General features: G+C 73.4%; 19 protein-coding genes. 8 read left to right on the top strand and 11 right to left on the bottom strand.

All coding sequences use genetic code 11. The annotated features are described in order from the left end of the window. The first annotated feature begins 115 nt into the window (after positions 1 to 115). Positions 116 to 478 carry a four-helix bundle copper-binding protein gene (locus ACIQPQ_RS11755; RefSeq protein ID WP_401303548.1) on the top strand — a complete coding sequence of 121 codons (363 nt, stop codon included), beginning with the start codon at positions 116 to 118 and terminating at the stop codon, positions 476 to 478. An 86-nt stretch (positions 479 to 564) separates the two neighbouring features. Here ACIQPQ_RS11755 and ACIQPQ_RS11750 read toward each other — a convergent pair whose 3' ends face one another. Next, the gene (locus ACIQPQ_RS11750; protein ID WP_401302743.1) at positions 565 to 1,215 is read right to left on the bottom strand and encodes an HAD-IA family hydrolase; all 651 of its coding nucleotides are present in this window, start codon (positions 1,213 to 1,215) and stop codon (positions 565 to 567) included. Continuing rightward, positions 1,208 to 2,488, bottom strand: a complete 1,281-nt coding sequence (locus tag ACIQPQ_RS11745; RefSeq protein ID WP_401302741.1) for an LCP family protein — start codon at positions 2,486 to 2,488, stop codon at positions 1,208 to 1,210. Before ACIQPQ_RS11745 ends, ACIQPQ_RS11750 begins: the two co-directional genes overlap by 8 nt. Before the next feature lie 119 nt (positions 2,489 to 2,607). Between ACIQPQ_RS11745 and ACIQPQ_RS11740 the strand changes: the two genes are divergently transcribed. Further along, positions 2,608 to 3,270, top strand: coding sequence for an acyl-CoA thioesterase (locus tag ACIQPQ_RS11740; protein WP_401302740.1), 663 nt, complete (start codon positions 2,608 to 2,610; stop codon positions 3,268 to 3,270). An 84-nt stretch (positions 3,271 to 3,354) separates the two neighbouring features. Here ACIQPQ_RS11740 and ACIQPQ_RS11735 read toward each other — a convergent pair whose 3' ends face one another. Beyond that, entirely contained in the window at positions 3,355 to 4,722 is a 1,368-nt protein-coding gene (locus tag ACIQPQ_RS11735) for an LCP family protein (RefSeq protein WP_401303546.1), read from the bottom strand. Positions 4,723 to 4,979: 257 nt separating this feature from the next. On the opposite strand from ACIQPQ_RS11735, the gene ACIQPQ_RS11730 reads away from it, so the two are divergent. Further along, positions 4,980 to 6,011, top strand: coding sequence for a glycosyltransferase family 2 protein (locus ACIQPQ_RS11730; protein WP_401302738.1), 1,032 nt, complete (start codon positions 4,980 to 4,982; stop codon positions 6,009 to 6,011). A 70-nt stretch (positions 6,012 to 6,081) separates the two neighbouring features. Here ACIQPQ_RS11730 and ACIQPQ_RS11725 read toward each other — a convergent pair whose 3' ends face one another. From ACIQPQ_RS11725 to ACIQPQ_RS11710, 4 genes are all read right to left on the bottom strand, one after another. Next, entirely contained in the window at positions 6,082 to 7,764 is a 1,683-nt protein-coding gene (locus tag ACIQPQ_RS11725) for an LCP family protein (RefSeq protein ID WP_401302736.1), read from the bottom strand. A gap of 85 nt (positions 7,765 to 7,849) precedes the next feature. After that, positions 7,850 to 9,622: an LCP family protein gene (locus tag ACIQPQ_RS11720; protein ID WP_401302734.1), complete on the bottom strand. Its 1,773-nt coding sequence runs from the start codon at positions 9,620 to 9,622 to the stop codon at positions 7,850 to 7,852. A 278-nt stretch (positions 9,623 to 9,900) separates the two neighbouring features. Further along, on the bottom strand, positions 9,901 to 11,070 hold the full coding sequence (locus tag ACIQPQ_RS11715) for an LCP family protein (RefSeq protein WP_401302732.1): 1,170 nt from the start codon (positions 11,068 to 11,070) through the stop codon (positions 9,901 to 9,903). 231 nt (positions 11,071 to 11,301) lie between these two features. Continuing rightward, entirely contained in the window at positions 11,302 to 12,060 is a 759-nt protein-coding gene (locus ACIQPQ_RS11710) for a TIGR03089 family protein (protein WP_401302731.1), read from the bottom strand. A 129-nt stretch (positions 12,061 to 12,189) separates the two neighbouring features. Here ACIQPQ_RS11710 and ACIQPQ_RS11705 point away from each other — a divergent pair, with 129 nt between their 5' ends. Together ACIQPQ_RS11705 and ACIQPQ_RS11700 are read left to right on the top strand one after the other, a co-directional pair. Then, positions 12,190 to 13,506, top strand: coding sequence for a peptidoglycan recognition protein (locus ACIQPQ_RS11705; protein WP_401302729.1), 1,317 nt, complete (start codon positions 12,190 to 12,192; stop codon positions 13,504 to 13,506). Positions 13,507 to 13,711: 205 nt separating this feature from the next. Then, a complete protein-coding gene (locus tag ACIQPQ_RS11700; RefSeq protein WP_401302728.1) occupies positions 13,712 to 14,794 on the top strand; it encodes a sugar phosphate nucleotidyltransferase in 1,083 nt (360 codons plus the stop codon). Between the two features lie 162 nt (positions 14,795 to 14,956). Here the strand turns inward: ACIQPQ_RS11700 and ACIQPQ_RS11695 are convergent, their stop codons facing one another. From ACIQPQ_RS11695 to ACIQPQ_RS11680, 4 genes are all read right to left on the bottom strand, one after another. Further along, positions 14,957 to 15,973, bottom strand: coding sequence for a DNA-3-methyladenine glycosylase family protein (locus tag ACIQPQ_RS11695; RefSeq protein ID WP_383774331.1), 1,017 nt, complete (start codon positions 15,971 to 15,973; stop codon positions 14,957 to 14,959). Positions 15,974 to 16,180: 207 nt separating this feature from the next. After that, positions 16,181 to 17,476: a coenzyme F420-0:L-glutamate ligase gene (locus tag ACIQPQ_RS11690; RefSeq protein ID WP_401303544.1), complete on the bottom strand. Its 1,296-nt coding sequence runs from the start codon at positions 17,474 to 17,476 to the stop codon at positions 16,181 to 16,183. A gap of 95 nt (positions 17,477 to 17,571) precedes the next feature. Then, positions 17,572 to 18,531, bottom strand: coding sequence for a 2-phospho-L-lactate transferase (gene cofD, locus ACIQPQ_RS11685; RefSeq protein WP_401302726.1), 960 nt, complete (start codon positions 18,529 to 18,531; stop codon positions 17,572 to 17,574). A 126-nt stretch (positions 18,532 to 18,657) separates the two neighbouring features. Continuing rightward, positions 18,658 to 19,152 carry a cysteine dioxygenase gene (locus tag ACIQPQ_RS11680; protein ID WP_401302724.1) on the bottom strand — a complete coding sequence of 165 codons (495 nt, stop codon included), beginning with the start codon at positions 19,150 to 19,152 and terminating at the stop codon, positions 18,658 to 18,660. 730 nt (positions 19,153 to 19,882) lie between these two features. Here ACIQPQ_RS11680 and ACIQPQ_RS11675 point away from each other — a divergent pair. The 3 genes from ACIQPQ_RS11675 to ACIQPQ_RS11665 all read left to right on the top strand — a co-directional run bounded on the left by ACIQPQ_RS11675 (position 19,883) and on the right by ACIQPQ_RS11665 (position 25,672). Next, positions 19,883 to 20,152 carry a WhiB family transcriptional regulator gene (locus ACIQPQ_RS11675; protein ID WP_020128551.1) on the top strand — a complete coding sequence of 90 codons (270 nt, stop codon included), beginning with the start codon at positions 19,883 to 19,885 and terminating at the stop codon, positions 20,150 to 20,152. Between the two features lie 232 nt (positions 20,153 to 20,384). Beyond that, entirely contained in the window at positions 20,385 to 24,104 is a 3,720-nt protein-coding gene (locus ACIQPQ_RS11670; protein WP_401302721.1) for a glycosyltransferase family 2 protein, read from the top strand. Further along, positions 24,101 to 25,672, top strand: coding sequence for a DUF5719 family protein (locus tag ACIQPQ_RS11665; RefSeq protein WP_401302720.1), 1,572 nt, complete (start codon positions 24,101 to 24,103; stop codon positions 25,670 to 25,672). Before ACIQPQ_RS11670 ends, ACIQPQ_RS11665 begins: the two co-directional genes overlap by 4 nt. The last annotated feature ends 34 nt before the right edge of the window (positions 25,673 to 25,706 follow it).

The raw sequence follows: 25,706 nt of genomic DNA, 5'->3' as shown, positions 1-25,706 counted from the left end.
CCTCCGAGGCCGCCCCCCGACCCCTCTCCGATGGCGGGCGGACCGGGGGAGGCGTACGACAGAAGGGCACGGGGCCCGTTCGGGGGCCCTCGTCCTCCAGGAGGAAGCCATGACCATGAACCAGCCGGCCCCGATGACGGCCATGACCAAGGCCATGCAGGACTGTGTCGAGGCGTGCATGGCGGCGCACACGCTGTGCGAGGAGACCATGAGCGCCTGCATGCAGGAGGGCGGCCAGGCCCGCATGCAGGTCATGCGCGCGCTCATGGACTGCGCCGAGACCACCCGCATGTGCGCGGACATGATGATGCGGCGCTCGCCGCTGTCGGCCGAGATGTGCGCCCTGTGCGCCAAGGCCTGCGACATGTGTGCCGAGGCGTGTATGTCCATGCCGGACGATCCGCAGATGATGCGCTGCGCGGAGGCGTGTCGCCGCTGCGCCGACATGTGCCGCACGATGGCCGGCGCCACCATGTGACACGGCCCGTCCGCTCCCCGTCCGAGGGCACCCCGGTGGGTGCCCTCGCGCGTGCCGGAAGCCGCTACCGAGCCGCGCCGCGCCGTTCACGCGAACAGCGGTGCCAGGGCCCGTTCCAGGTCGGCCGCCTCGCGGAAGTGGAGCGGGGTCATGCCGAGGGCGGCGGCGGTCTCGACGTTCTCCTCGGTGTCGTCGACGAAGAGGCACCGCTCGGGGCGGACGCCCGCCCGCTGCGCGCCCAGTTCGAAGATGCGCCGGTCCGGCTTGGCGAGGCCGACGCGCGCGCTGCTGACGACGTCGTCGGCCAGCTCGCTCAGGCCCATCGCCTCCAGGTCCCGTTCCAGGCCGAGGGTGGCGTTGGAGACGAGGACCACCGGCACCCGCACGCGGGCCCGCCGCAGCAGTTCCACGACGTCCCCGTCGGCGTGGAACGGCGACTCCAGCAGCGCGGTGCCGAGCGCCCAGCCGGTCTCCTCGTCGACCTGCCCGGTCAGCGCGCGGGCGATCGCCGCCACCCACTCCTGCTCGGTGATCCGCCCCAGCAGCAGCGGCTCGTCGATCTCCGGGGAGAACGCCACCTTGCGGGTGGTGCCCTCGGTGAGGCCCACGGCCCGCTCCAGTGCCTCCAGCGGGCGCGGGTCGAAGGTCCGGATCACGTTGTCGACGTCGCACAGCACGGCGTCGAAGGGCCGTCCCTCGCCGGACCGCGCGGCCGGGACCGGGTTCGGGTCAGCCACCCGACACCGTCACCTTCTCGTCGTTCTTCAACTGCTCCACCAGCTGCTTCACCTTCGCCTTGTCCCAGACGAGGTTCCCGCCGGTCGATCCCGAGATCGGCATGTTCATGGACTTTCCGTCGCCGCCGTTGACGCCCTTCATGGCGAAGAACATCTTCCCCAGGTCGTACAGGCCCATGTCCTTGTCGACGATCAGGGTGTCCAGGCCCGCGCTCATGGTCGGGTAGAGCTTGAACGGGTTGAGGACGGTGCTCGGGGTGGCCACCTGGTTGGCGAGGGCGGCGAGGAACTTCTGCTGGTTCTTGGTGCGGTCCAGGTCGGACCCGGCCAGCGCGTACCGGGTGCGGACGAAGGCGAGCGCCTCCTCGCCGTTCAGGGTCTGCTTGCCCTTCTTGAGGTCCGCGCCCGACTTGGTGTCCTTGATGTCCTGCGGGATGTCGATCTCGACGCCGCCCACGGAGTCCACGATGTTCGCGAACCCGGCGAAGCCGATCTCGACGTAGTGGTCGATGCGCAGCCCGGTGTTGAACTCGACGGTGCGCACGAGGAGTTCGGGCCCGTCCTCGGCGTAGGCGGCGTTCAGCTTGGTGTGCCGGCCGGTGCCCTTGTACGTCTTGCCGGACTCGGAGCCGACGAAGCTCGGGATCTCCACGTCGGAGTCGCGGGGCAGCGAGACCAGGGTGTCGCCGTTGGAGCCGGTGTGCAGGATCATCATCGAGTCGGTGCGCTTGCCCTCGGCGGACCCGGTGTGGAGGTTCTTCTTCTCCTCGGCGGACATGCCCTCACGGCTGTCGGAGCCGACGATGAGGAAGTTCGTGCCGTCGCCCTGCTCGGGCCGGTCGATGACCTTGGAGAGGTCGACCTCGCGCTTCAGCTTGGAGTCGGCCCAGAAGTACGTGGCCACGGTCGTCACGGTGACGACGGTCACCACGGCGATCGCCGTCCACTTGATCCGCTTGCGCCAGTCCGGCGCGGGCCGCGGGCCCTGCGTGCCGTACCCGCCGCCGCCCGGCCCCTCGGGGCCGCCGCCGTAGACCTGGCCGTCGCTGTAGCCGCTGTCGTAGCCGGTGTTGCGGGCGTTGGTGTAGTCGCCGTGTCCCTGACCGTCCCCGTACGACGGCTGCTGCGGGACGCCGCCGCCCTGCGGCGGGGCCCCGGGGCCGCGGCGCACCTGGCGCATCACGCGCGCGCCCTCGGGCTGTGCGCTCGCGCCGCCTCGTCCGTGCCGGGAGCCGCGGTTGTCGTCGGACCATCCCTCGGGCCAATCGTTCATGCGCCCAGTGTGCCGGTCACCGCCATGTGCCGTACAAGGGGCGTCGGAGAATCAGGGCCCCGCTGTTGCCAAGCTGACACAAAGTCCCGGCTTGTCCGCGTCGGCATAAGGTGGAGGTCATGACAGACCAGGTCACCGCAGCGGACTCGGACCCCTCGGGCAGAACGGACCCGCCGGGCACCCACGTCCCGGGCACCCATGTCCCGGGTACGGACGCCCCGGGCACGGACTCCTCGGTTTCCCCGGACGCGGCGGGCGCCCCGGACCTCCCCGGCAAGCCGACGTCCGCGTCCCGCACCACGCTCAGCCACATCATGACCCACAGCGACACCAACCTGCTGGGCACGGTCCACGGCGGGGTGATCATGAAGCTCGTCGACGACGCGGCGGGCGCGGTGGCCGGCCGCCACTCCGGCGGGCCCGCCGTCACCGCGTCCATGGACGAGATGGCGTTCCTGGAGCCGGTCCGCGTCGGCGACCTCGTCCACGTCAAGGCGCAGGTCAACTGGACCGGCCGCACCTCGATGGAGGTCGGCGTACGGGTCATGGCCGAGCGCTGGAACGAGTCGGCGCCCGCCACCCAGGTCGGCTCGGCCTACCTCGTCTTCGCCGCCGTCGACGCCGACGGCAAGCCGCGCCGCGTCCCGCCGGTCCTCCCGGAGACCGACCGCGACCGCCGCCGCTACCAGGAGGCGCAGATCCGCCGCACCCACCGGCTGTCCCGCCGCCGCGCCATCATGGCCCTGCGCGAACGCCGCGCGGCCGAGGGCTTCGAGGACTGACGGCCCGGCTCCGTGGCGGTACGTGTCCCAGCGGTACGGCGATACGCGTGACCCCTCTCACCCGTCCCACCCGTCTGACCCGTCTCACCCGCACCGCACCTCGTCCCCCCGCACGACCGCCGACCCGTCCTGGCCGGTGACGTCCGCGCGGACCTTCCGTACCGCCTCGAAGTCCGCGCCCGCCGTCACCCGCAGCACGGGCCCGAGGCCGGGCACCGAGCGCAGTTCGCTGCCGGGCAGGGCCGCCGCGAGGGACTTCGCGGAGCGGTCCCAGCGGGGGTCGTAGGAGACGACGGTGCGCCGCACCGCGGTGTTCTTCCCGGTCGTCGGCGCCCCGTCGGTACGGAACCCGGCCGCCGCGAGCGCCGCGTCCACCCGCTTCGCGAGCCCGGCGGTCGGCGTCCCGTTCTCCACCCGCACCCGGATCTGCTGCGGCGCCACCTCCACCCGTACGGCCTCGGCCGCCCGCTTGCGGGGCGTGGCCGCCAGGGGCTTGTCGTCGCGCAGGGCGGCGAAGAGCCGCTGCGACTTCACGGGGTCCCACTTCAGCGTCGAGCCGATGCCCTTCACGGCGTACCCCATCGTGCCGATGGGCACAGTGGTGAACTCCGACGACGACGGCGAGAAGGTGCGCATCGCCCGCCCCAGGTCGAGGAGTTCGTCGGTGCCGAAGCCGCGGTCGGCGCGCACCGAGCCCAGCACGGCCCGGGTCACGTCCCGGAACTTCAGCGGGTTCAGCAGGATGCCCGAGGAGGTCGTCCGGTCCACCAGCCCGGCCAGGAACCGCTGTTGGCGTTTCATCCGGCCGAGGTCGGAGGAGCCGTCGGCGTGCCGGGAGCGGACGTACTGGAGGGCCTCGCCGCCGCGCAGCGTGTGCGTGCCGGGGGCTAGGTCGAGCCCGGTGTAGGAGTCGGTGAGGCGCCGGTCGGTGCAGACCTTCACCCCGCCGAGGACGTCGACGGTCTTCATGAAGCTGGTGAAGTCGACCTCCAGGTAGTGGTCGATCTTCACCCGCGTCATGTGCTCGACGGTCCGCACGGTCAGCTGCGGCCCGCCCTCCGCGTACGCCGCGTTGATCTTGATCGGGTGGCCGTGATGCTCCTCACCCGTGATGCGGTCGGTGTGCGGCGGGGTGTCGGCGTACGAGTCGCGCGGCAGGCTGACCACGCTGGCCCGCCGCCGGTCCTCGGAGATGTGCACGATCATCAGGGTGTCCGTGCAGTGGCAGGGCGCCCCGCCGAGCCGGTAGCGGCGCCGTTCCGCCTCGGTGATCCGGTCGCGGCCGTCGGTGCCGACCAGCAGCACGTTCATGCCGTGTCCGGCCCGCGGCCGGTTCTTCATGTCCTTGAAGGGGTCGACGCGCGCGATGCCCGCGTCGAGGCTGTTGACGAGGGTGTGGCCGATCCCCGCGGCGGCCAGCACCACCACCGACAGTGTCATCGTCGCCCGCATGGCCCAGCGCGGCCGGCCGCGCCGGACGGGTGGCGCGGGGCGGCGGCGGGGCGGGCGCGGGGGCCGGGCGGCGGGGGACCGGGGCGGCGGTGCGGGGGACAAGCGGGTCACCTCCGGGCGCTGGCCGTCCGTGCGGGGCCAGGGAGGACTGGGGGGAGCGAGCCGTGAGCACCGTAGGCCCATACGATCGGCGGACCGGCGCAAGGCACCCGGCGGGGCGCACCGCTGTCCCCCGTTCGCGGTAACGTGAGCGGTCTATGAACGCCAAGCCCGACGTGCAGCTCCCCGCCGTGTCCGTCATCATGCCCGTCCTCAACGAGGAGCGGCATCTGCGCGGAGCCGTCCAAGCGATCCTCGCGCAGGAGTACGACGGCGAGATGGAGGTCGTGATCGCCCTCGGTCCGTCCACGGACCGCACGGACGAGATCGCGGCCGCCCTCGTGGCGGAGGACCCGCGCGTGCACACCGTGCCGAACCCGACCGGCCGCACGCCCGCCGCCCTCAACGCCGCGATCAAGGCCTCCCGCCACCCGGTCGTCGTCCGCGTCGACGGGCACGGCATCCTCTCGCCCAACTACATCGCCACCGCCGTACGGCTGTTGGCGGAGACCGGCGCGCAGAACGTCGGCGGCATCATGCACGCCGAGGGCGAGAACGACTGGGAGCACGCGGTCGCCGCCGCGATGACCTCGAAGATCGGCGTCGGCAACGCGGCCTTCCACACCGGAGGGCAGGCCGGTGCCGCCGAGACGGTCTACCTCGGGGTGTTCCGGCGTGAGGCGCTGGAGCAACAGGGCGGCTACAACGAGGAGTTCATCCGCGCCCAGGACTGGGAGCTGAACTTCCGCATCCGTGAGGCGGGCGGCCTGATCTGGTTCTCGCCCGAGCTGAAGGTCTCCTACCGGCCCCGCCCGACGGTGAAGGCCCTCGCCAAGCAGTACAAGGACTACGGCCGTTGGCGGCACGTCGTCGCCCGCTACCACGAGGGCTCCATCAACCTCCGCTACCTCGCGCCGCCGACCGCGGTGTGCGCGATCGCGGCCGGGGTCGTCGTCGGCGTCGCGCTGACCCCGCTCGGCTTCGTCGTCCCGGCCGGCTACCTCGCCGCGATCGCCGCGGGCTCCCTGCCCGCGGGCAAGGGCCTCCCGGTGGGCGCCCGGCTGCGGATACCGGTCGCCCTCGCCACCATGCACATGTCCTGGGGCTACGGCTTCCTCACCAGCCCCCGCTCCCTCGCGCGCAAAGTCATCGCCTCCCGCCGCCCGGCGGTCGTGAGCAGCGCGGGCTGAGCACCCGGACCCATGGCGGTCGCGCTTCAACAGCCGTGACCGCGCGCCGCGTTGAGCCCCCCGGCCCGGCCTACCAGGAGTAGGCCGGGTCGACGCGCATGCACTGGCTGGTGTCGGCCGCGTTCATCGTCTCCGCCGACTTCGGCGTCCGGTCGTCGCGCTCCGGCACCTTGTACGCCGTCCCCGAGCGCCAGTCCGCGCCCACCAGCAGCGTGACCCCGGTGACGTCGGTGGACTTCTTCACCTGCCCGGCCGGGATGCCGAGGACCTTCGCCACCCGCAGGGCGTCGCCCTGGAGGTCGGCGCTCGGATAGCGGACGAGCGTGGTCTTCTCGGCGGTGGCCGCGGAGGTGTCCGCGACCGCCTCGGTGAAGCCCTTGCCGACGAGCAGGTCCGCGACGGCGGTCGCCCGCCCGCGGGCGGCGCCCAATGCGTCGGTGTACGTGCTGTTGTGGACCTGCACGGCGATCGCGTCGTCGGCGGCGGCCGCGTCGGTCGGCGTGGGGGAGGGGCTCGCGGTGGCCTTCGCGGGGTCCTTGCCGTCCAGGGCGATGTCCTCGCGGACCAGCCGGAACAGCTTCTCCGCGTCCTCGGTGGGCTCGACCCGGGCGCCGACGTAGCGGTTGGGCATCGTCGTCATCGTGATGCGCTCGGTGGGGACCTTCTGGAGCTCGGTCGCCAGGTCGTACATCTTCTTGATGGTGCCCAGGCCGTCGTCGACGGTGATCGCCCGGGTGGCGGCCTCGGCGAGCTTGCGCAGCGCGTTGGGGTTGGTCAGCTTGGCCTCGGAGCGCAGCTGACGGACCATCGAGTTCATGTACATGTGCTGGGCCTTGGCGCGCGCGAGGTCGGTGTCGTCCTCGAAGCCGTAGCGGGTGCGCAGCCACTGGAGGGCCTGCTCGCCCTTGACCGAGTGGGTGCCCTCCTCCAGCTTCAGGCCGGAGCCCTTGCCGTCGCTGGTGTGCGAGTGGACGTTGGCGTCGACGCACACCGGGACGCCGCCGATGGCGTCCGCCATCGACACCACACCCGCGAAGTCGATCATCATGAAGTGGTCGATGTGGATGTCGGTGAGCTTCTCCCAGGTGGCCACCGTGCAGCCCGGACCGCCGCGCCCCAGCGAGGAGTTGGTCATCTCGCGGGTGAGCGGCCGGTAGACCTCCCCGGTGTCCGGGTCGGTGCACTTGGGTATGGAGAGCAGGGTGTCGCGCGGCATGCTCACGACCGACATGTTGCTGCGGTCGGCGGAGATGTGCAGCAGCATCTGCACGTCGGCGAGGGGGACGCCGTCGAAGGTGTCCTTGGCGCCGCCGAGCTTCTGGTTCTCCGCGGTGTCCCGCGCGTCCGACCCGATGAGGAGGATGTTCAGCGGCTTCTGTCCGGCCTCGTTGGCCGTCGGCTCGGCCGCCCGGTCCTTGGCGTCGCCCAGGTTGAGGGCGTCGCTGCGGATGTTGGCGTTGAGGTGTTCGTAGTAGAGGTATCCGGCCCCCGCGCCGCCGAGTATGACGAACGCCAGGACGGACGCGGACCAGCGCAGGACACGGCGTCTGCGCCGTCTGCGGTCCGCACCGGACCCACCGCCTGTGCCGCCCTTGCCGTCCGCGCCGCCCTTGCCGCCCTTGCCGTCCGTTCCGTCCGGGTCCTTGCCCGTGTCCGTCGTCGCCGGGCCGCCGTCCGTCCCGGACGGGCCCGCCTGACCCGGCGCACCGTCCCCGACCTCGGAATCCGTCCCCCGCACACTGCTCCGCGCCACTTCCCCTGCCCTCCCCGCCCTGCGCCTGACCTGCCGCGGGCCCGTCCCGCGTCAAGTCAGACGCACGACGGGCCCGCAGGGTTACCTACTTGGCGCACTCGACCTTGTCCGCCGTGGACTTCTCGACCGAGTCCGGCACCTTCGTCGGAGACGTGAGCGGAACGCCCGCGCCCTTGAAATCCTTGCCCAGCGTCAGCGTCATCGTCGGCAGACCCTGCGCGTTGGTGACGCTCTCGCCCGGCTTCAGCGCCGTCCCCGGCAGCCCCATCACGGCGGCCAGCTTGCGGGCCTGCGCGGCCTGCTCGGGCGCGTACTCCAGCGTGGTCTTCGCCAGGTTCTTCGGGGCGTTGCCCGCGTTCTCGGACTTGGTGATGCCCTCGGTGTTCTGGAGCCAGCTCAGCGTCTCCTGGGCGCTGCCCGCGGGGGCGCCGCCGTTCATGACCTGCACCCGTACCTCGGAGGCGGCCGACTGGGCGCCCTTGAGGCGGGCCGCGGCCTCCTTGGCGGCGGCGTTCTTGGACGCCTTCTCCTTCTCCTTCACCTCGGTGAAGGAGACGTCGTCCCGGATCATCTGGAACACGGTCGGCGCGGTCGCCGGGTTCGGTACGACCGTCGCCTTGACCTTCTCCGCCGGGTTGTCGATCACCGGCACGGTGGTGAAGGTCAGGTTCTCGGTGTTGAGCTTGCCCAGCTCCAGACCGAGGTCCTTCAACTTGTTGATGCTGTCCAGCTGCGAGTCGACGGTGAGCGCCTTGGTGCCCGCCTCCGCCAGCTTGATCATCTTGGTGGGGCTGGTCAGCGTGTCGTTCGACTTGAGCTTGCGCATCAGCGAGCTGAGGAACTGCTGCTGGATCGCGATCCGGCTCAGGTCGCCGCCGAAGCCGACGGAGTGCCGGGTCCGTACGAAGGCCAGCGCCTGCTCACCTTCCACCGTGTGCGTGCCCTTGGGCAGCTTGAGGTGGGAGTCGGGGTCGTCGATGTCCTTGGCGAGGCAGACCTCGACGCCGCCGACCGCCGAGGTCAGCGTCTTCACCGCGTTGAAGTCGGCGACCATGAAGTTGTCCGGGGTGACCCCGGTCAGCTCCGTCACCGTGCGCATGGTGCAGGACGGCGTCCGGTCGAACTGCCCGAGACTGGTGTTGAACCGCACGCCGTCGGTGCCCGCAATCACCTTGCTGGTGCCGTCGTCCTGCTTCGTGTCGCAGTCCGGCACGTTCACGATCAGGTCGCGCGGGATGGACAGCGCGGTCGCGTTCGTCCGGTCCTTGGAGACGTGCAGCAGGATCGTCGTGTCGGCGTGCCCGACGCTGCCGGAGTCGCCGTAGCCCTCGTTGCCCGAGCCGGTGCGCTTGTCGGTGCCGATCAGCAGGAGGTTGATCGCCTTGTCCTTGCTGAAGCCACCGGTGCTCGCGCCGTCGTCGGAGACGGAGGTGATGTTGTCGTTGAGGTGCTCCAGGTACAGATAGGCGGCCCCGGCCGTGGCGACGAGCAGGAACGCCATCGTCCCGCCGGTCCACAGCACGACCTTCTTCGCCTTGGACTTCGACTTCTTGGCGGGCCTGCGGCCACGCCGTCCCGGCGGCACCTCCTCGGGCACGCCGCGCCGTCTGCGCGGCGCGGGCACCTCCGGGGCGTCGCGTTCCGGCGCCGCCGTACGGCGCGCGGCGGGAGCCGCGGCGGCACGCCGGTCGCCGGAGGCGCCGGTCGCCGCGCGGGCGCCCGCTCTGCGCGGTCCGGGGACCGCCGACTGCGCTGCGGAAGGGCTCAGTCGCAGTTCGTATTCGCCGGTGTCCGGATTGAGTACCCACTGGTCTGCGGGGTCGATGTTGTCCGCCCGCCCACGGCCTTGCGCGTCCACGGTTGTCCGAATCCTCCGTCGGGGCCACGCGGCGCCTTTCCCCCCTCAAAGGCGCTCGGGTCTCGGTCACACAGTGCACGACCCGAGAACGGTCCTCTGGCCCGGTGCACCGGATCGCTCACACTATCCGCCCTGTTCGGGAAGGGGCGACGACGGTGACATATTCCACGTCCCTACAACCGGGCAATCCGTGCTATTTCCTTGAACAGAAGTTCAGGTCCCGGTCTCTGCTTGGCCCGTGCTTTACCCGGAGCGCGTCCGCGGCGCCGCCGGAGGCCCTACCCGCAGGTGTCCTCGGCGGCGGTGTTCCCCCGAAAGGTGGGCTCCGCGGGAGGCGGTGACGTGTACGTTCCGTGTTCCTCCGACTCCGCGGCGGAAGAGGCGGCGGCGTCCTCCTTCTCCGTGACGGCCACGGGCGCGTCGGTCCGCAGCCGGGTGAAGAGTTTCTCCGCCGCTGGCTCCACGAGCTGGTCCCGATTGGCGTTGAGGGCGTACGCCTCGCGCGGCACCGTCAGGAACCGCACCTGGTCGGTGGGGATGTCCCGCAGGCCGCGGACGAGGTTGTAGAGGCCGCGCAGGCTCGCCAGGCCGGGATCGGTGGTGAGGGAGGAGGTGGCGGCGTCCAGAACCGGATAGAGCTTCGCCGGATTCAGCAGGACGTCGTTGCTCTGCACCTTGTTGACGAGCGCCCCGAGGAAGCGCTGCTGCCGGTCCATGCGGTCGGTGTCGCTGCCGTCGCCGAGGGTCTTGCGCGCCCGGACGTACCCGAGGGCCTGCTCCCCGTTCAGCGTCACCCGTCCGGCGGGCAGCCGCAGCTTGGCGTCCTTGTCCTCGATGGGCTCCTTCAGGCAGACCCGCACCCCGTCGACGGCGTCGACCATCTCCTTGAACCCGCTGAAGTCGACGACCATGTGATGGTCGATCCGGATGCCGGTCAGCTTCTCGACGGTCCGGATGGTGCAGGCCGAACCGCCCTTCTGGAACGCGTAGTTGAACATCGCGAACATCGGCTTCGTCCGCGTCCCGTCCGCCTGGCGGCAGCTCGGCACGTCCACCATGAGGTCCCGCGGCAGCGACACCGCGGTCGCGCTGCGCCGCCCGGCGGCCAGGTGCAGCAGGATCGTCGTGTCCGACCGCTCGGTGCCCGAGTCCTTCCCGTACGCCCGGTTCCCGGCGCCCGCGCGCGAGTCCGACCCGATGAGCAGGATGTTCCGCGCGTCCTTCACCAGCGCCGTAGGCCGCTCCTTCGCGTACCGCTCCAGCTCCCGCGCCGCGGCCTCGTCCGGCGTGATGTTCCCGTCGAGCTTCGCGTACGCCACCCACCCCGCGACCCCGGCCCCCACCACGACCAGCGCCACCACCCCCGCCCCGCCCCGCACCCACCGCCGACGCCGCCGCCGAGCCAGCCCCACCCCCACCGCCGAAGCCCCCACCACACTCCTGCTCACACCACTCACCCCCTCGCTCGCCGTAGGGCCGCTGCCCTGACGACGATGCCTTGAGCGGGGGTCCGGTGCGGGGGGATGACCGGCCGAACGGGTGAAGAGGGCGGTCCATCCCAGCCCGTCCGGCGATTGAGGACGAGGCCCTTTCAGGGCCGACAGCGGGGGTCTGGGGGCGCAGCCCCCAGGTTCGGGACGGGAAGGGGCGGCGGGGGCGAAACACCCCCCGGCGGCCCCCTACCGCACCGTCGCCGTCACCCGCTCAGCCACCACCCTCCGCTCCACGACGGACTCCTCCGCGACCTCCAGATTCCGGCACAGCACCACCGACCCCCCGGACGCCAGCGGCCCGTACAGCCCCGCGCTCAACCCCTCCCACGTCCCGAACCCCACCCCCGACAGCAACCGCGCCCCCGGCCCGGTCAGCCCCAGCCCCTCCGCGTCCCCCCGCGCCCGCTCCACGACCTGCGCCCCCGTCAGCTCGGCCCCGGCCACCACGAGCGCGGGCTCCTCCGGGTCGACGGGGACGTACGGCGCGAACCGGTCCCCGTGCGTCGGCACGTCCACGGCGTAGTCGGCGTACCCCTCGGGCGGCCCCGGCACGAACCGCCGCCCGAGCGGCGCGAGCGACAGCGCGTACCGTTCGCCCCGGCACGCGAGCCCTTCCTCGAACCGGTCCGGCCCGGCCACCACGAAGTCGGCGCGGGCGGGGTCCCCGTCGACGTCGGCGACGACCCCGACGGAGGAGCAGGCGACGAGCCAGACGGCGGTCTGCCAGTGCGCGGGCAGCAGCAGCGCGACCCGGTCGCCGGGTTCGGCGGACATCCCGTCCTGGAGGAGGTTCGCGGTCTTGGCCACCCAATTGGCGAAGGTGGCGACGGAGAGTTCGACCCGTTCGCCGGTGGCGTCGTCGTAGAAGGTCACGAGGGGGCGCGCGGGGTCCGCGGCGAGCGCGGAACGCAGCAGGTCGGCAGGGGTGCGGTCGGTGGCGTTCACCCGGCTCAGCGTACGCGTCGCGGGTGTCCGGCCCGCGGCTGTCGCGCCACCGGTTCGGCGGAACGCGGTCCGACGATCCGTCAGGCCCGCGATGGACAGGAATATATGACTATGTCCAGGATCGTAGGCATGCGTGGATTTCTTGCTCCCTCGATCGGTGTCACCTGTGCGGCGGCACTCGCCCTTCCGCTGACGCCACCGGCCACCGCGGCGACGGCAGGACCGACGCAGGCCGCCGTGGCCGCCGCCCTCCCCGGCGCCGCGCTCCCCGCCGCCGAACTCCCCGGCGGCACCGAGTCGCTGCCCCTCACCCCCCTCACCCGTGACCGCGCCGCCGCGGGCGCCGTACAGGGCCTGCCCCGCCGCGACGTACGCCCCTTCTCGCTCCTCGGTGTCGTCTGGGACGACCCGGAGGCCGCGCTGGACGGCACCGTCCAGGTCCGCACGCGTGCCGTCGGCTCCGGCGCCTGGTCCGCCTGGCAGGACGTCGAGACCCACAACGCCGACCACGGCGCCGACCCCGGCACCGCCGAACGCGCCTCCGGCCGGGTCCGCGGCGCGACCGCCCCGCTGTGGGTGGGCGCCTCCGACGGCGTGGAGATCCGGGTCAGCCCGGCCACCGCCGCCCGCACGGAGGACACCGCGCGCGGCGCCCGTACGGTCTCCGCGCCCGTCGCCCTCCCGGCGGGCCTGCGCCTGGAACTGGTCGACCCGGGCGCCCCGGACCCGGCCGCCGCCCGCGGACTCCCCGCCGCCTCGGCCGGACGGCCGGCGGCGCCCGCCCCGGTGGCCCCCGCCCCGGCCGCCCCCGCCGCTCCCGGCGCCCCGGAGGTCAAGCCGTACATCGGGCCGCGCCCCGCGATCGTCACCCGCAAGGGCTGGGGCGCCGACGAGAAGCTGCGGGAGAAGAAGTTCGTGTACACGAAGAAGGTCAAGGCGGCCTTCGTGCACCACTCGGCCACCGGCAACAGTTACACCTGCGCCCAGGCACCGTCCGTCATTCGCGGTATCTACCGCTACCACGTCAAGAGCATGGGCTGGCGGGACCTCGGCTACAACTTCGTCGTCGACAAGTGCGGAAAGATCTACGAGGGCCGGGCGGGCGGGGTGGCGAAGCCCGTCCTGGGTGCCCACACCCTCGGCTTCAACACCGACAGCATGGGCATCGCCGTCCTCGGCACGTTCACCTCGAAGAAGCCGTCCGCGGCGGCGGTGACGGCCATCGCGAAGCTGACGGCGTGGAAGCTCGGACTCTCCGGAGCGAATCCGAAGGGAAAGACATACCTGAAGTCCGGCGGTGGCAATCTCTACCGCAAAGGTAAGAACGTACGACTGGACGTGATCTCCGGACACCGCGACGGCTTCGCCACGGAATGCCCAGGAAAGCAGCTCTACGGCAAGCTCGGCACGGCCCGCTCGATCGCGGCGCGCTACCAGGGGCGCTGAGGCCGGGCACGGGACCCCGGGGCCTGGGGAGGCCCCGCGGTGTCCCGCGGCCGCCGGAGGTCAGGCCCGGTGGGGGGCACATCCATAGCCGTCGGGGGGACCGCGTGGAACACCGCACGGCCATCGAAGTTGCCGCACCACGGTCTGCATACACTGGCCGGCCGAAAGACAGTTCGGCCGGTCCCGGCAGGAAGCAGAGACGACGGTGACAGAAGCGATCCTCCTGGTCGGCGGCAAGGGCACCCGGCTGCGCCCGCTCACGGTGCACACGCCCAAACCCATGGTCAGGGCGGCGGGGGTGCCGTTCCTCACGCACCAGCTGGCGCGGGCGAGGGCGGCGGGCGTGGACCACATCGTCCTCGCGACGAGCTATCTGGCGGAGGTCTTCGAACCGCACTTCGGTGACGGTTCGGCACTCGGCCTGCACATCGAGTACGTGACCGAGGACGAGCCCCTCGGCACCGGCGGCGCCATCCGCAACGTGGCGTCCCGGCTGCACTCCGGCCCCGACGACCCGGTCCTCGTCTTCAACGGCGACATCCTGACCGGCCTCGACATCCGGCGCCTGGTCGCCACCCACGGGTCGAGCGGCGCGGACGTCTCCCTGCACCTGACGCAGGTGACGGACCCGCGGGCGTACGGCCTGGTCCCCACCGACGACACCGGCAGGGTGCTGGCCTTCCTGGAGAAGCCGCAGACACCCGAGGAGATCGTCACCGACCAGATCAACGCGGGCGCCTACGTCTTCCGCCGCTCGGTCATCGACACGATCCCCGTCGGCCGCCCGGTCTCGGTGGAACGGGAGACCTTCCCCGACCTCCTCTCGGCGGGCGCCCACCTCCAGGGCATGGTCGACTCCACCTACTGGCTCGACCTCGGCACGCCCGCGGCCTTCGTCCGCGGTTCGGCGGACCTGGTCCTCGGCCGGGCCCCGTCCCCGGCGGTCCCCGGCCGCTGCGGCGACCGCCTGGTCCTGCCGACGGCCCGCGTCGCCCCCGACGCCAGGCTGACCGGCGGCACGGTGGTCGGTGAGGGCGCGTTCGTGGCGGAGGGCGCGCGCGTCTTCGGCTCGACCATCCTGCCCGGCGCCGTCATCGAGCCCGGCGCCGTCATCACCGACTCCCTCATCGGCACCCGCGCCCGCGTCGGCGAACGCTCCGTCCTCACCGGCGCCGTCATAGGAGACGGCGCGGTCATCGGCCCCGACAACGAACTCCGAGAGGGCGCCAGAATCTGGTGCGACGCCCGCATCCCCGGAGGAGCAGTCCGCTTCTCCTCGGACCAGTAACCCCACGCGCCCCCAGCCCGTCCGACGGTCACCCCAGCCCGTCCGGCGTTTGAGGACGAGGCCCGTCCAGGGCCGACAGCGGGGGTCTGGGGGCGCAGCCCCCAGGTTCGGGACGGGAAGGGGCGGCGGGGGCGAAAACAGGGGGCCCGCACCCCCTGCGCCCTACAACCGCCCGATGTCCCCCCGAGGCATCCGCGGCACCCGCCGAGCAGGCACCCGCCCACTCAACAGAACCAACCGAGCAGCCCGATGCCGCTGCCCCGCATAAGGCTCCAGCAACGACAACATCAGCGCATCATCCGCATCCCGCTCCCCCGCAAGCGCGAACCCCACGATCCCCGGCAGATGCAGATCCCCCACGGTCACCGCATCCGCCGCCCCATGACTCCGCTGCACGGTCTCCGCAGACGTCCACACCCCCACCCCCGGCACGACCTCCAACCGCGCCCGAGCGGCGACCGGGTCCATCCCCACCGCCTCCTCCAGCCGCGCAGCGACCCGCACGGCCCGCAGGATCGTCGACGCCCGCTTGTTGTCGACCCCGGCCCGGTGCCACTCCCACGACGGGATCAGCGCCCAGGTCCGCGGCGCGGGCATCACCCACAGCCGCCCGCCCGCGGCGGGACCGGGCGCGGGCTCCCCGAACTTCCGTACGAGCATGCGCCAGGCGCGGTACGCCTCGTCGGTGGTCACCTTCTGTTCGAGGACCGACGGGATCAGGGACTCCAGCACCAGCCCGGTCCGGGTGAGCCGCAGTCCGGGCCGCCGGTGCCGGGTGACGGCGAGCAGCCGGTGCCGGGGCGTGAAGGCCTCGGGTGTGTCGTCGGCGCCGAGCAACTGGGGCAACCGTTCCAGCAGCCACTGCGCGCCGGGCCCCCAGGCCTCGCCGCGGACGGCACCGCTCGCGGCGGCGACGGAGACGCGGAGGGTGCCGGGCCCGTCGGGCGTACGGCTGGCGCGCCAGACGGAGCCGTCGGGCAGCGCCCGGAAGGTGGGGTCGGCGGGCCCGCGCCGCAGCGGCCCGAGCACGAGCCCCAGATCGAGCGGCCACGGCGGGACGAAGGTCCGCACCCGCCCCGGCGCCGCCGCCTGCCGGGGCACCCCGGCGGGCACGGCGACCTCCCCGCCGCGCACGGTCGTACGGGTGGGGGAGGGCCGGGGATCGAAGCGTCCTGCCACGGTGGTCCTAGCGTCGACTGCGGATCACGGGCGCCCCGCACCGCGAGGGAAGGCCGTCGCCCGTCCCCGCCGGACGCCCGCCCCGAGCCTAAGCCCCCACCCGCTCACCTCCACCCCCTCCGGCTCCGAGGCCCCCTCCGCCCCCGGCTCCCTCTGACTGCTCAGCCCTCTCCGACTGCTCGGCCCCTCCACCGCACCGCACCCGTCTCACCGCACCACCAGGAACGCCCCCGCGTCCCGCTCGGCCCGCGCCTTCGGCTCCTCCGCGGGATGCCCGACGGCGACCGCGCCCAGCGGGTCCCACCCGGCGGGCAGGTCCAGCACCTCGCGGACGACGTCCCGGCAGAACATGGTCGAGGAGACCCACGCCGATCCGAGCCGTTCCCCGGCGAGCGCGACGAGGAAGTTCTGCACCCCGGCCCCGGCGGCGACGACGAACATCTCCCGCTCGGCCGCGTCCCGTCGCGCGTCGCCGTAGGTGTGAGAGCCGTCCATGACGAGGCACGGCACGGCGAGGTAGGGCGCGTGGCGCAGGACATCGCCGCGCCTGACCCGTTTGGCGATGGAGTCCTCGGACTTCCCGTCCCGCCGCAGGTCCGCGATCCAGGCGTCCCGCATGGCGTCGAGCAGGGCGAGCCGGGACGCCGCCGACTCCAGCAGCACGAACCGCCACGGCGTGGTGTGGTGCGGCGCGGGCGCGGTGACCGCCGCGGCGACCGCCCGCCGGACCGCGCCGGGGTCGACGGGTTCGTCGGTGAACGCCCGGACGGTACGCCGCTGGGTGACGGCCAGCCGGACCGCCTCGGAGGTGCCGAGCCGGAACATGTCGTCGCGCGCGCCCCGTACGAGGGCCCGCGCGCCCTCGTCGTCCCCGCCGGGGGTGTCCCCGGTGACGACGACGTGGGGCAGCCCCCGGACGACGGCGACGGGCAGCCCCGCCGCCTTGCCCTTGACGAGGTCCCCGGCCGCGGCGAGTTCGTCGGCGGTGGCGACGACGGTGGCGGAGAGCGGGTTGCCGTGGGCGTCGGTGCCGCCGCGCAGGTCGTCGAGGACGCGGACGCCCGCCGCGCCGATCGCCACGTCGGTGAGTCCCGCGCGCCAGGGGCGGCCGAAGGTGTCGGTGACGACGACGCCGACGTCGACGCCGAGGGTGTCGCGCAGTCCGGCGCGGATCGCGCGCGCGGAGGCGTCCGGGTCCTCGGGCAGCAGCAGTACGGTCCCGGCCGGCGTGTTGGAGGCGTCGACCCCGGCGGCGGCCATGATCAGGCCCTGCCGGTTCTCGACGATCCGCAGGGGGCCGCGCCGGGCGACGACCCGGACGGTCTCGGCGTCGATCGCGGCCTCCCGGTCGTCGGCCCGTACGATCCGGCCCTCGGCCTTCGACACGATCTTCGAGGTGACGAGCAGGACGTCCCCGTCGGCCAGGCCCGGCCCGGCGGCGGCGATCAGCTTGGCGAGGTCGTCACCGGGCCGCACCTCGGGCAGTCCGGGCACGGCCCACACCCGGAAACCGCCGCCGTCGCCATCGCCGTGGCCGCGGCCGACTCCGCCACTCCCGTCGTGCGCGCCGCCCGTCGCGCGCGCACCGCTCTCGTCGCTCACGCCCCCCGCACCTCCTCCGCGAGCGCCAGCGCCTGGCGGGCCATCTCGGCGGTCGCGTCGTCGTCGGTCATCATCAGCGGCACCGCCCGGCAGCGGATACCGGCGGACTCGACCCGCTCCACGGACGGGGCGTCGACGGTGTCGACGAGCCAGCCGTCGAGCAGCCCGGAGCCGTAGTGCTCGGCGACCGCCGCGGCCGTCGACTCCACGCCGACCGCCGCGAGCACCTTGTCGGCCATCCCGCGCACGGGCGCGTCACCGACGATGGGGGAGAGGCCCACGACCGGCACCCCGGCCTCCGCGACGGCCTCCCGGATGCCGGGCACGGCGAGGATCGTGCCGACCGAGACGACGGGGTTGGACGGCGGGAAGAGGATCAGGTCCGCCTCCGCGATCGCCTCCAGGACGCCCGGCGCGGGCTTCGCCTGCTCGGCGCCGACGGGCACGATCGCCGCGGCGGGCAGCGAGGCGCGCAGCCGTACCCAGTACTCCTGGAAGTGGATCGCCCGCCGTTCGCCGTCGATGTCCACGGCGACATGGGTCTCGATCCGGTCGTCGGACATGGGGATCAGCCGCACGCCCGGCTTCCACCGGTCGCACAGTGCCTCGGTGACCGCGCTGAGCGGGAACCCGGCGCCGAGCATCTGGGTCCGCACGATGTGCGTGGCGAAGTCCCGATCGCCGAGCCCGAACCACTCGGGCCCCACGCCGTACGCCGCGAGTTCCTCCTTGAGGTGGAAGGTCTCGTCGGCCCGCCCCCAGCCCTGCTCCTCGTTGATGCCGCCGCCGAGCGTGTACATCACCGTGTCGAGGTCGGGGCAGACCTTGAGCCCGAAGAGGTGGATGTCGTCGCCGGTGTTGCCGATGACGGTGATGTCCGCGTCCGGCACGGCCCGCTTCAGACCGCGCAGGAACCGGGCACCGCCGATGCCGCCTGCCAGAACCACAATGCGCATGGAGGAAGTCTCGCAGGCGGGACCGACAGCGGGTCCGCCGGTCGCCCGGTCGTACCGTCACACCGGACGCCGGTCCGATGTCCGTACCGGCTGCCCGGCCCGCCGGGCCGTCGAGCCGTCGGATCGTCAGGCCGTCACCGCGCGCGCCTCGCACGACGGCGCGGTGTGCAGCGGCATCTCGGTGAGGCCGGGGAAGTAGACGTGCAGGCTGACGGCGGGTTCCAGGGCGTCGTTGACGACCTCGTGCGCGTAGCCCGGGGCGAAGACGCGCTGGGCGCCCGCGGTCAGCGCGCGCGTGGTGTGCCCGGCGTGCTCGGTGAGGGTGCCGTCCAGGACGGTCAGGACGCCGGAGGAGTCGCCGTGGTCGTGGCTGCCGGTGCCCTGGCCGGGCACCCAGGACAGCAGCCAGACCTCGTAGCCGGGGCCGGTGCGCAGCCGGTGGTACCAGCGGCTGGTCGCGTCGTAGCGCACGAGGTGCTCCCACTGGGAGCGGTCGGCGGCGATCGAGCGGGCCAGGCCGACGAACTCGGCGACCGTCGCGGGGTGCTCGCGGGGCGCCTGGAGGAGGTGCTGGACTTCGAGGAGGTCGCCGGCGATCTGGAGATCGTTGTCGCTGTTCATGGAGTGGGGTGGTTCCTCGGCGGAAGGTGAGGGGGGCTGGGTGTCACGTACCGTCCGCCCGGGTCGCGGGCGTGAGGGAGGCCCGGGTGGGGGCGGGGAACAAGCAGCCGAGTCGCGGTGGACTCAGGGTCGGCCGGAGCGCGTTGGGCTCAACAGCCGGGACAGCAACAACAGAAGCGGCGACCGCGGGCAGCACCGTGGGACCCGGCGGTGCGGGTCGAGGTGAGCGCCAAGTTCGCGAGCATGCCCACTAGGACACCGGTTCACACCTCACCTGTCAACTCCGTGGCGCTCGGCGGCGCCGGGTTCACCTCATCAGGTCGATCTCGAAGGGGAAAGGTTTGTCCTTCCTCTGACCGGGACACATGGCGCACATGCCGGGCCCGTCGGCCCGTCGTGTCCCGCGTTCCCCATGTGATCCACATGTGACGCGGTTCGCTTCCGGCCGCGGGTCGGAACGAGATCGCATCGCCGGGCGTCTTTCTCCGTACAGGTACACACGTGCTGTGCGGGGCCGGAGGTCCTCCGCGGCCTCATCTGCCTGTCAAGGTTTATGGCGATTTGAACACTTAACGCGCCACCTTGGTTCCGCAGAGTGAATAAGGGGCCCAATAGCAGATCTCGGCTTGACTCGCCCGGAGCAGCACACTTGTAATTTCACTCGTGTCGTTTCGCCGACATCGGTAACGGCCACGTCACGGGGACGCGAAAGACAGAGCGAGGGGCGCACATGACCGAGCTGGTGCAGCAACTGCTGGTCGACGTCGACGACGCGGACGAGGAACTCGGCTGGCAGGAGCGCGCGCTGTGCGCCCAGACCGACCCCGAGTCCTTCTTCCCCGAGAAGGGCGGCTCCACCCGCGAGGCCAAGAAGGTCTGCCTCGCCTGTGAGGTCCGCTCCGAATGCCTTGAGTACGCCCTCGCCAACGACGAACGCTTCGGGATCTGGGGCGGTCTGTCCGAGAGGGAGCGCCGCAGGCTGAAGAAGGCGGCCGTCTGAACCGGACGGCGCACGGCGGCCGTCCGAGGCAGGCCGACCACGGCGGCTGTCTCAAAACCGCCCCCGCCGGGGGTGTCCGAGGGCTCGAACGGCCCGTCGCGGGTGGGTTGTCCACAGGCGGCGGGCCGTCGCCGTACCCAGCCGCTAGTGTGGGCGCTCGTCCGAGACACCCCGCCGTTCCCACCTGGCGCGGGCGTCCACCGCAGTCCATCGAACCGGGGCCCGTACCTCGATGTCCGCGTACAGCCACTCGGCAGCCCAACCCGACGCTGCCACTCCTGAGTTCCCGCGTCATGTCGTCACCGCGGTCCTCGTCTGCCACGACGGCGCCCGCTGGCTCCCCGACGCGCTCGCCGGACTGCTCGGCCAGGAGCGTCCCGTCCAGTCCGTCATGGCCGCCGACACCGGCAGCGCGGACGACTCGGCCCAGCTGGTCGCCGAGGCCCTCGGCCCCGACCGTGTCCTGCACCTCGCCCGGCGCACCGGTTTCGGCCAGGCCGTCGAGGAGGCGCACCGCACCGCCCCGCACCTCACCCCCGACGACCTGCCGTACCTGAAGCGGCCCAGCGGCTGGGACCCCGTCACCCGCACCTGGCGCGACGACGCCTACGACCTCCCCGAGCTGCCGCACGGCGAACCGGTCCAGTGGCTGTGGCTGCTGCACGACGACAGCGCCCCCGACCCCGACGCCCTCGCCGAACTCCTCCGCGTCGTCGAGAACGAACGGGAACTAGGCCGCGACGACGTCGCCGTCGTCGGCCCCAAGCTCCGCGGCTGGTACGACCGCCGCCAGCTGCTGGAGGTCGGCGTCACCATCGCCCACTCCGGCCGCCGCTGGACCGGCCTGGACCGCCGCGAACAGGACCAGGGCCAGCACGACCACGTCCGGCCCGTCCTCGCCGTGTCCACCGCGGGCATGCTGATCCGCCGCGACGTCTTCGAGGAACTCGGCGGCTTCGACCGCCGCCTGCCCCTCATGCGCGACGACGTCGACCTGTGCTGGCGCGCGCACGCCGCCGGACACCGCGTCCTCGTCGCCCCCGACGCCGTCGTCCGGCACGCCGAGGCCGCCTCCCGCGAGCGCCGCGCCGTCGACTGCGCCGGCCGCACCACCGCCTCCCCGCACAAGGTCGACAAGGCCGGCGCCGCCTACGCCCTCCTCGTCAACAGCCGCACCGCGCTGCTGCCCTGGGTCCTGTTCCGCCTCGTCCTCGGCACCCTGGTGCGCACCGTCGCCTACCTCGTCGGCAAGGTCCCCGGCCAGGCCGTCGACGAGATCCGCGGCCTCCTCGGCACCCTGCTGCGCCCCGAACGCATCCTCGCCGGACGCCGCGACCGGGGCCGCCCGCAGATCGACAAGGACGAACTGCGCCCCCTGTTCCCGCCCCCCGGCGCCACCGTCCGCGCCACCGTCGAGCAGGTCGCGGGCGACCTGTTCGGCTCCGACGACCCCGACGCCACCACCGGCGCGGGCCGCCACGGCGGTGCCATCGAGTCCGGCCCCGGCGGCGACGACGCCGACTTCCTGGAGGTCGAGCAGTTCGCGCGCGTCAAGCGCATCGCCCGCAAGCCCGGCCCGCTGCTCTTCCTCGTGCTGCTGCTGGTCTCCCTCGTCGCCTGCCGCAACCTCCTCGGCGGCGGCGCCCTCGCCGGGGGCGCCCTGCTGCCCGCCCCGGCCGACGCCGCCGACCTGTGGGCGCGCCACCTCGACGCCTGGCACCCTGTCGGCGTCGGCGGCACCGCCTCCGCCCCGCCCTACCTGGCGATCGTCGCGCTCCTCGCGACCGTCCTGTTCGGCTCGACCGGCCTCGCCGTCACCCTCCTGCTGGTCTGCTCCATCCCGCTGGCGGGCCTCACCGCCTACTTCGCGTCCCGCCCGCTCGTGGAGTCCCGCCTCCTGCGCGCGTGGGGCGCCGTCGTCTACGCCTTCCTGCCCGCCGCCACCGGCGCCCTCGCGGGCGGCCGCATCGGCACCGCCGTCCTCGCCGTCCTGCTGCCGCTCCTCGCGCGCGCGGGCATCGCCGCGGGCGGCCTCGCCCGCCGCCCCGGCTCCCGCGGCAGCTGGCGCGCCACCTGGGCGTACGCCCTGCTCCTGACGGTCACCACCGCGTTCACGCCGATCGTCTGGCCGCTCGCCCTGGTCCTCGGCCTCGCCGTCCTCGCCCTGCGCCGCAGCGACGTCACCGCCTACGGCCTGCGCTTCGTGGCCCAGCTCGGCACCCCGCTGCTGGTCCTCGCGCCCTGGTCGCTGACGCTGCTCCCGCTCGGTTTCTTCACCGAGGCGGGCCTGGAGTACGGCCCGTCGGCCGCCTCCGCCACCGACCTGCTCGGCATCAGCCCCGGCGGCCCCGGCACCGTCAGCGGCCTGATGCTCATCGGCGTCGTCCTGGCCGCGCTCGCCGCCCTGCTCCGCGCCGAGCGGCACGTCGGGATCTGGGCCACCTGGGCGGTCGCCCTCACCGGCCTGGTCTTCGCGGTCCTGTCCAACAGCTCCACCTGGGCGGGCCCGCCCACCCTCGTCTACGGCCTCGCCCTGATCGCCGCCGCCCTCCTGGGCGCAGACGGCGCCCGCACACGCGTCGCCGAACAGAGCTTCGGCTGGCGCCAGCCCGTCGCCGCGCTGATCGCCTTCGCGTGCGCCGCGGGCCCGCTGCTCGTCGCCGCGGGCTGGATGCTCGGCGGCGCCGACGGCCCGCTGGAGCGACGCAACCCCATCCAGGTGCCCGCCTTCGTCGCCGAGGAGAGCAACACCCGCGACCAGGCCCGCACCCTCGTCCTCGACAGCGACTCCACCGCCCACGTCGGCTACCTCCTGGTGCGCGGCTCCGGCGCGCGCATGGGCGACGCCGAACTCGCCGCCACCGACGGGGAGAACGCGGCGCTCGACAAGACCGTCGCCAACCTCGTCGCCGGGTCCGGCGCCGACCAGGCCGACCAGCTCGGCCGGTTCGCCGTCCGCTACGTCCTCGTCCACCAGGGCGCGCCCCGCGAGATGACCCGCGTCCTGGACGCCACCCCCGGCCTGTCCCGGCTCAGCCAGCAGGACGGCAGCGCCCTGTGGCGGGTCGACCAGGAGGTCTCCCGCGTCGCCGTCGTCGCCGCCGACGGCAAGGGCACCCCGGTCGCGGTCGCCGCGGGCCCCGTCGAGGCGCACACCACGATCCCCGCGGGCGCCGACGGCCGCGTCCTGCGCCTCGCCGACACCGCCACCGACGGCTGGACCGCCACCCTCGACGGCAAGCCCCTCACCCCCACCACCGTCGACGGCTGGGCCCAGGGCTTCGAACTCCCCGCACAGGGCGGCCGCCTCGACCTCACCTACGACGACCCGTTCACCCACACCGCCTGGCTGTGGGCGCAGGGCCTGCTCGCCCTCGTCCTGGTCGTCCTCGCCCTCCCCGGCCGCCGCCGCGACGTCGACGACGACCTCCCCGAGGAGGAGACCGTCCCCGCCCAGCCCGTCGACGGCGAGGGCCGCCGCGCCCGCCGCCTGCGCGCCCAGGCCGAGACCGGCACCGGCCCCGACGGCGACGACGACCCGGACACCGGCCCCGACGGCGCCCCGTTCCCCGCGCCCGACGAGATCCCCGCCGCCGTACCCCGCCCGTCCCACCCGGCGGACGCCCCCGCGGGCGGCCAGGACCCGGCCTGGGCGGGCGCCCCCGCGGCCTACGCCGACCAGGGCGACGACCGCTACCCGCCGCAGACCGCGCCGTACCCGGCGGGCGGCTACGACCAGGGCTACGACCCCTACGCCGCCACCCCGTACGACCCGTACGCCTACGAGCCCCGCCCCGAGGCCACGGCCGCCTACGACCAGGCCTACCAGCAGGGCTACGACCCCTCGGCCTACCCGCAGGGCGGCTACGACCCGGCCTACGATCCCGCCTACGACCCGGACCAGCGCCCCCACGGCACCGGCAGCGAGCGCCCCGACGGGAGCCAGCAGTGAACCGCCCCACCCTGTCCCTGATCGCCGGCACGGCCGCCCTGGCCGCCGTCACCGGCTTCGCCACGCTCGCCGCACCGGACGCGCCCGCCGACGCCCCGGCCGGGGCCGCCGCCGTCCTCCCCGTGGAGCGCACCGGCCTGCTCTGCCCGGCGCCCAGCACCTCCGACATCGCCGAGACGACGTACACGTCGTTCACGCCCGTCACCAAGGGCACGGGCAGCACCGGCAGGACCGAACTGCTCCCCGCCCCGCGCGACGCCTCGGCACCCCCGGCCGCCACGGACGACGACGACAAGACCGACGCCGACAAGGACGCCGACGCGGAGAAGGACGACAAGAACGACGACAAGAAGGACTCCGCCGGGAAGAAGGACGCCAAGCCCGTCCTGACCCCGAAGGAGCCCGGCGTCCCCGTCACCGGTGACGTCTCCGGCGCCGACGCCCCCGCCCTGGTGGCCACCGCCGAGGGCAGGACGGCCCCCGGCTGGACCCTCCAGGAGACGACCCGCGTCGCCGCCGGGGCGGGCCGCGGCCTGCTCGGCGTGACCTGCGCGGAGCCCGACACCGAGTTCTGGTTCCCGGGCGTCAGCACGGCCGCCGACCGCGCCGACTACGTCCACCTCACCAACCCGGACGACTCCGCCGCCGTCGCCGACATCGAGCTGTACGGCAAGGACGGCGCCGTGGCCACCACGGCGGGCGAGGGCATCACCGTCCCCCCGCACTCCACCGAGCCGGTCCTGCTGTCCACGCTCACCGACGAGAAGCTCGACGACCTGACCGTCCACGTCAACGTCCGCAGCGGACGCGTCGGCGCCGCCGTCCAGGCCCTGGACGACAAGCTCGGCGGCGACTGGCTGACTGCGTCCGCCGACCCGGCGGGCAGCCTGGTGATCCCCGGTATCCCCAAGGACGCCACGGCCGTCCGCCTGGTCGTCCACACGCCGGGCGACGCGGACGCCGACCTCAAGGTCCAGCTGGCCTCCCCGTCCGGCCTGATCACCCCCGCCGGACAGGAGACCCTCCAGGTCAAGGGCGGTATGACGACCGCCGTCGACCTGGGCGACGTCACGCGCGGGGAGGCCGGTTCACTGGTCCTCACACCCGCCGGCCGCGCGGTCCCGGTCGTCGCGGCGGTCCGCGTGGTGCGCGGCAAGGGCGAGAAGCAGGAGTCGGCGTTCATCCCGGCCACCGACCCGGTCGGCCGGCGCGCCTCCGCCGTCGCCAACGGCGCGAAGAACACCACGCTCTCCCTGACCGCCCCCCGCGGCACGGCCAAGGTCAAGGTCACCGCGTCGGCGGGCACCGGCGGCGGAACGCCCGCGTCGCAGACGTACACGATCCGGTCCGGCACCACCCAGGACGTCGAACTCCCCGTCCCGGCGGGCTTGAAGGGCACCTACGCCCTCACCGTCGAACCCCTCACCCCGGTCCCCGTCCACGCCGCCCGCACCCTCACCGCCACCGAGGACGGCGTCCCCGGCTTCACCGTCCAGACCCTCCCCGACGACGGCGGCGCCGTGGCCGTCCCGAACGCGGACGAGGACCTGACGGTCGTCCAGAGATAGCGGCGGCCCGGAGCCGACAGCGGCCCGCAGGCAG

This window comes from Streptomyces sp. NPDC091281 (genome assembly GCF_044757425.1).
Classification (GTDB): Bacteria; Actinomycetota; Actinomycetes; order Streptomycetales; family Streptomycetaceae; genus Streptomyces.
This window is presented reverse-complemented; position numbering and strand designations above follow the sequence as displayed.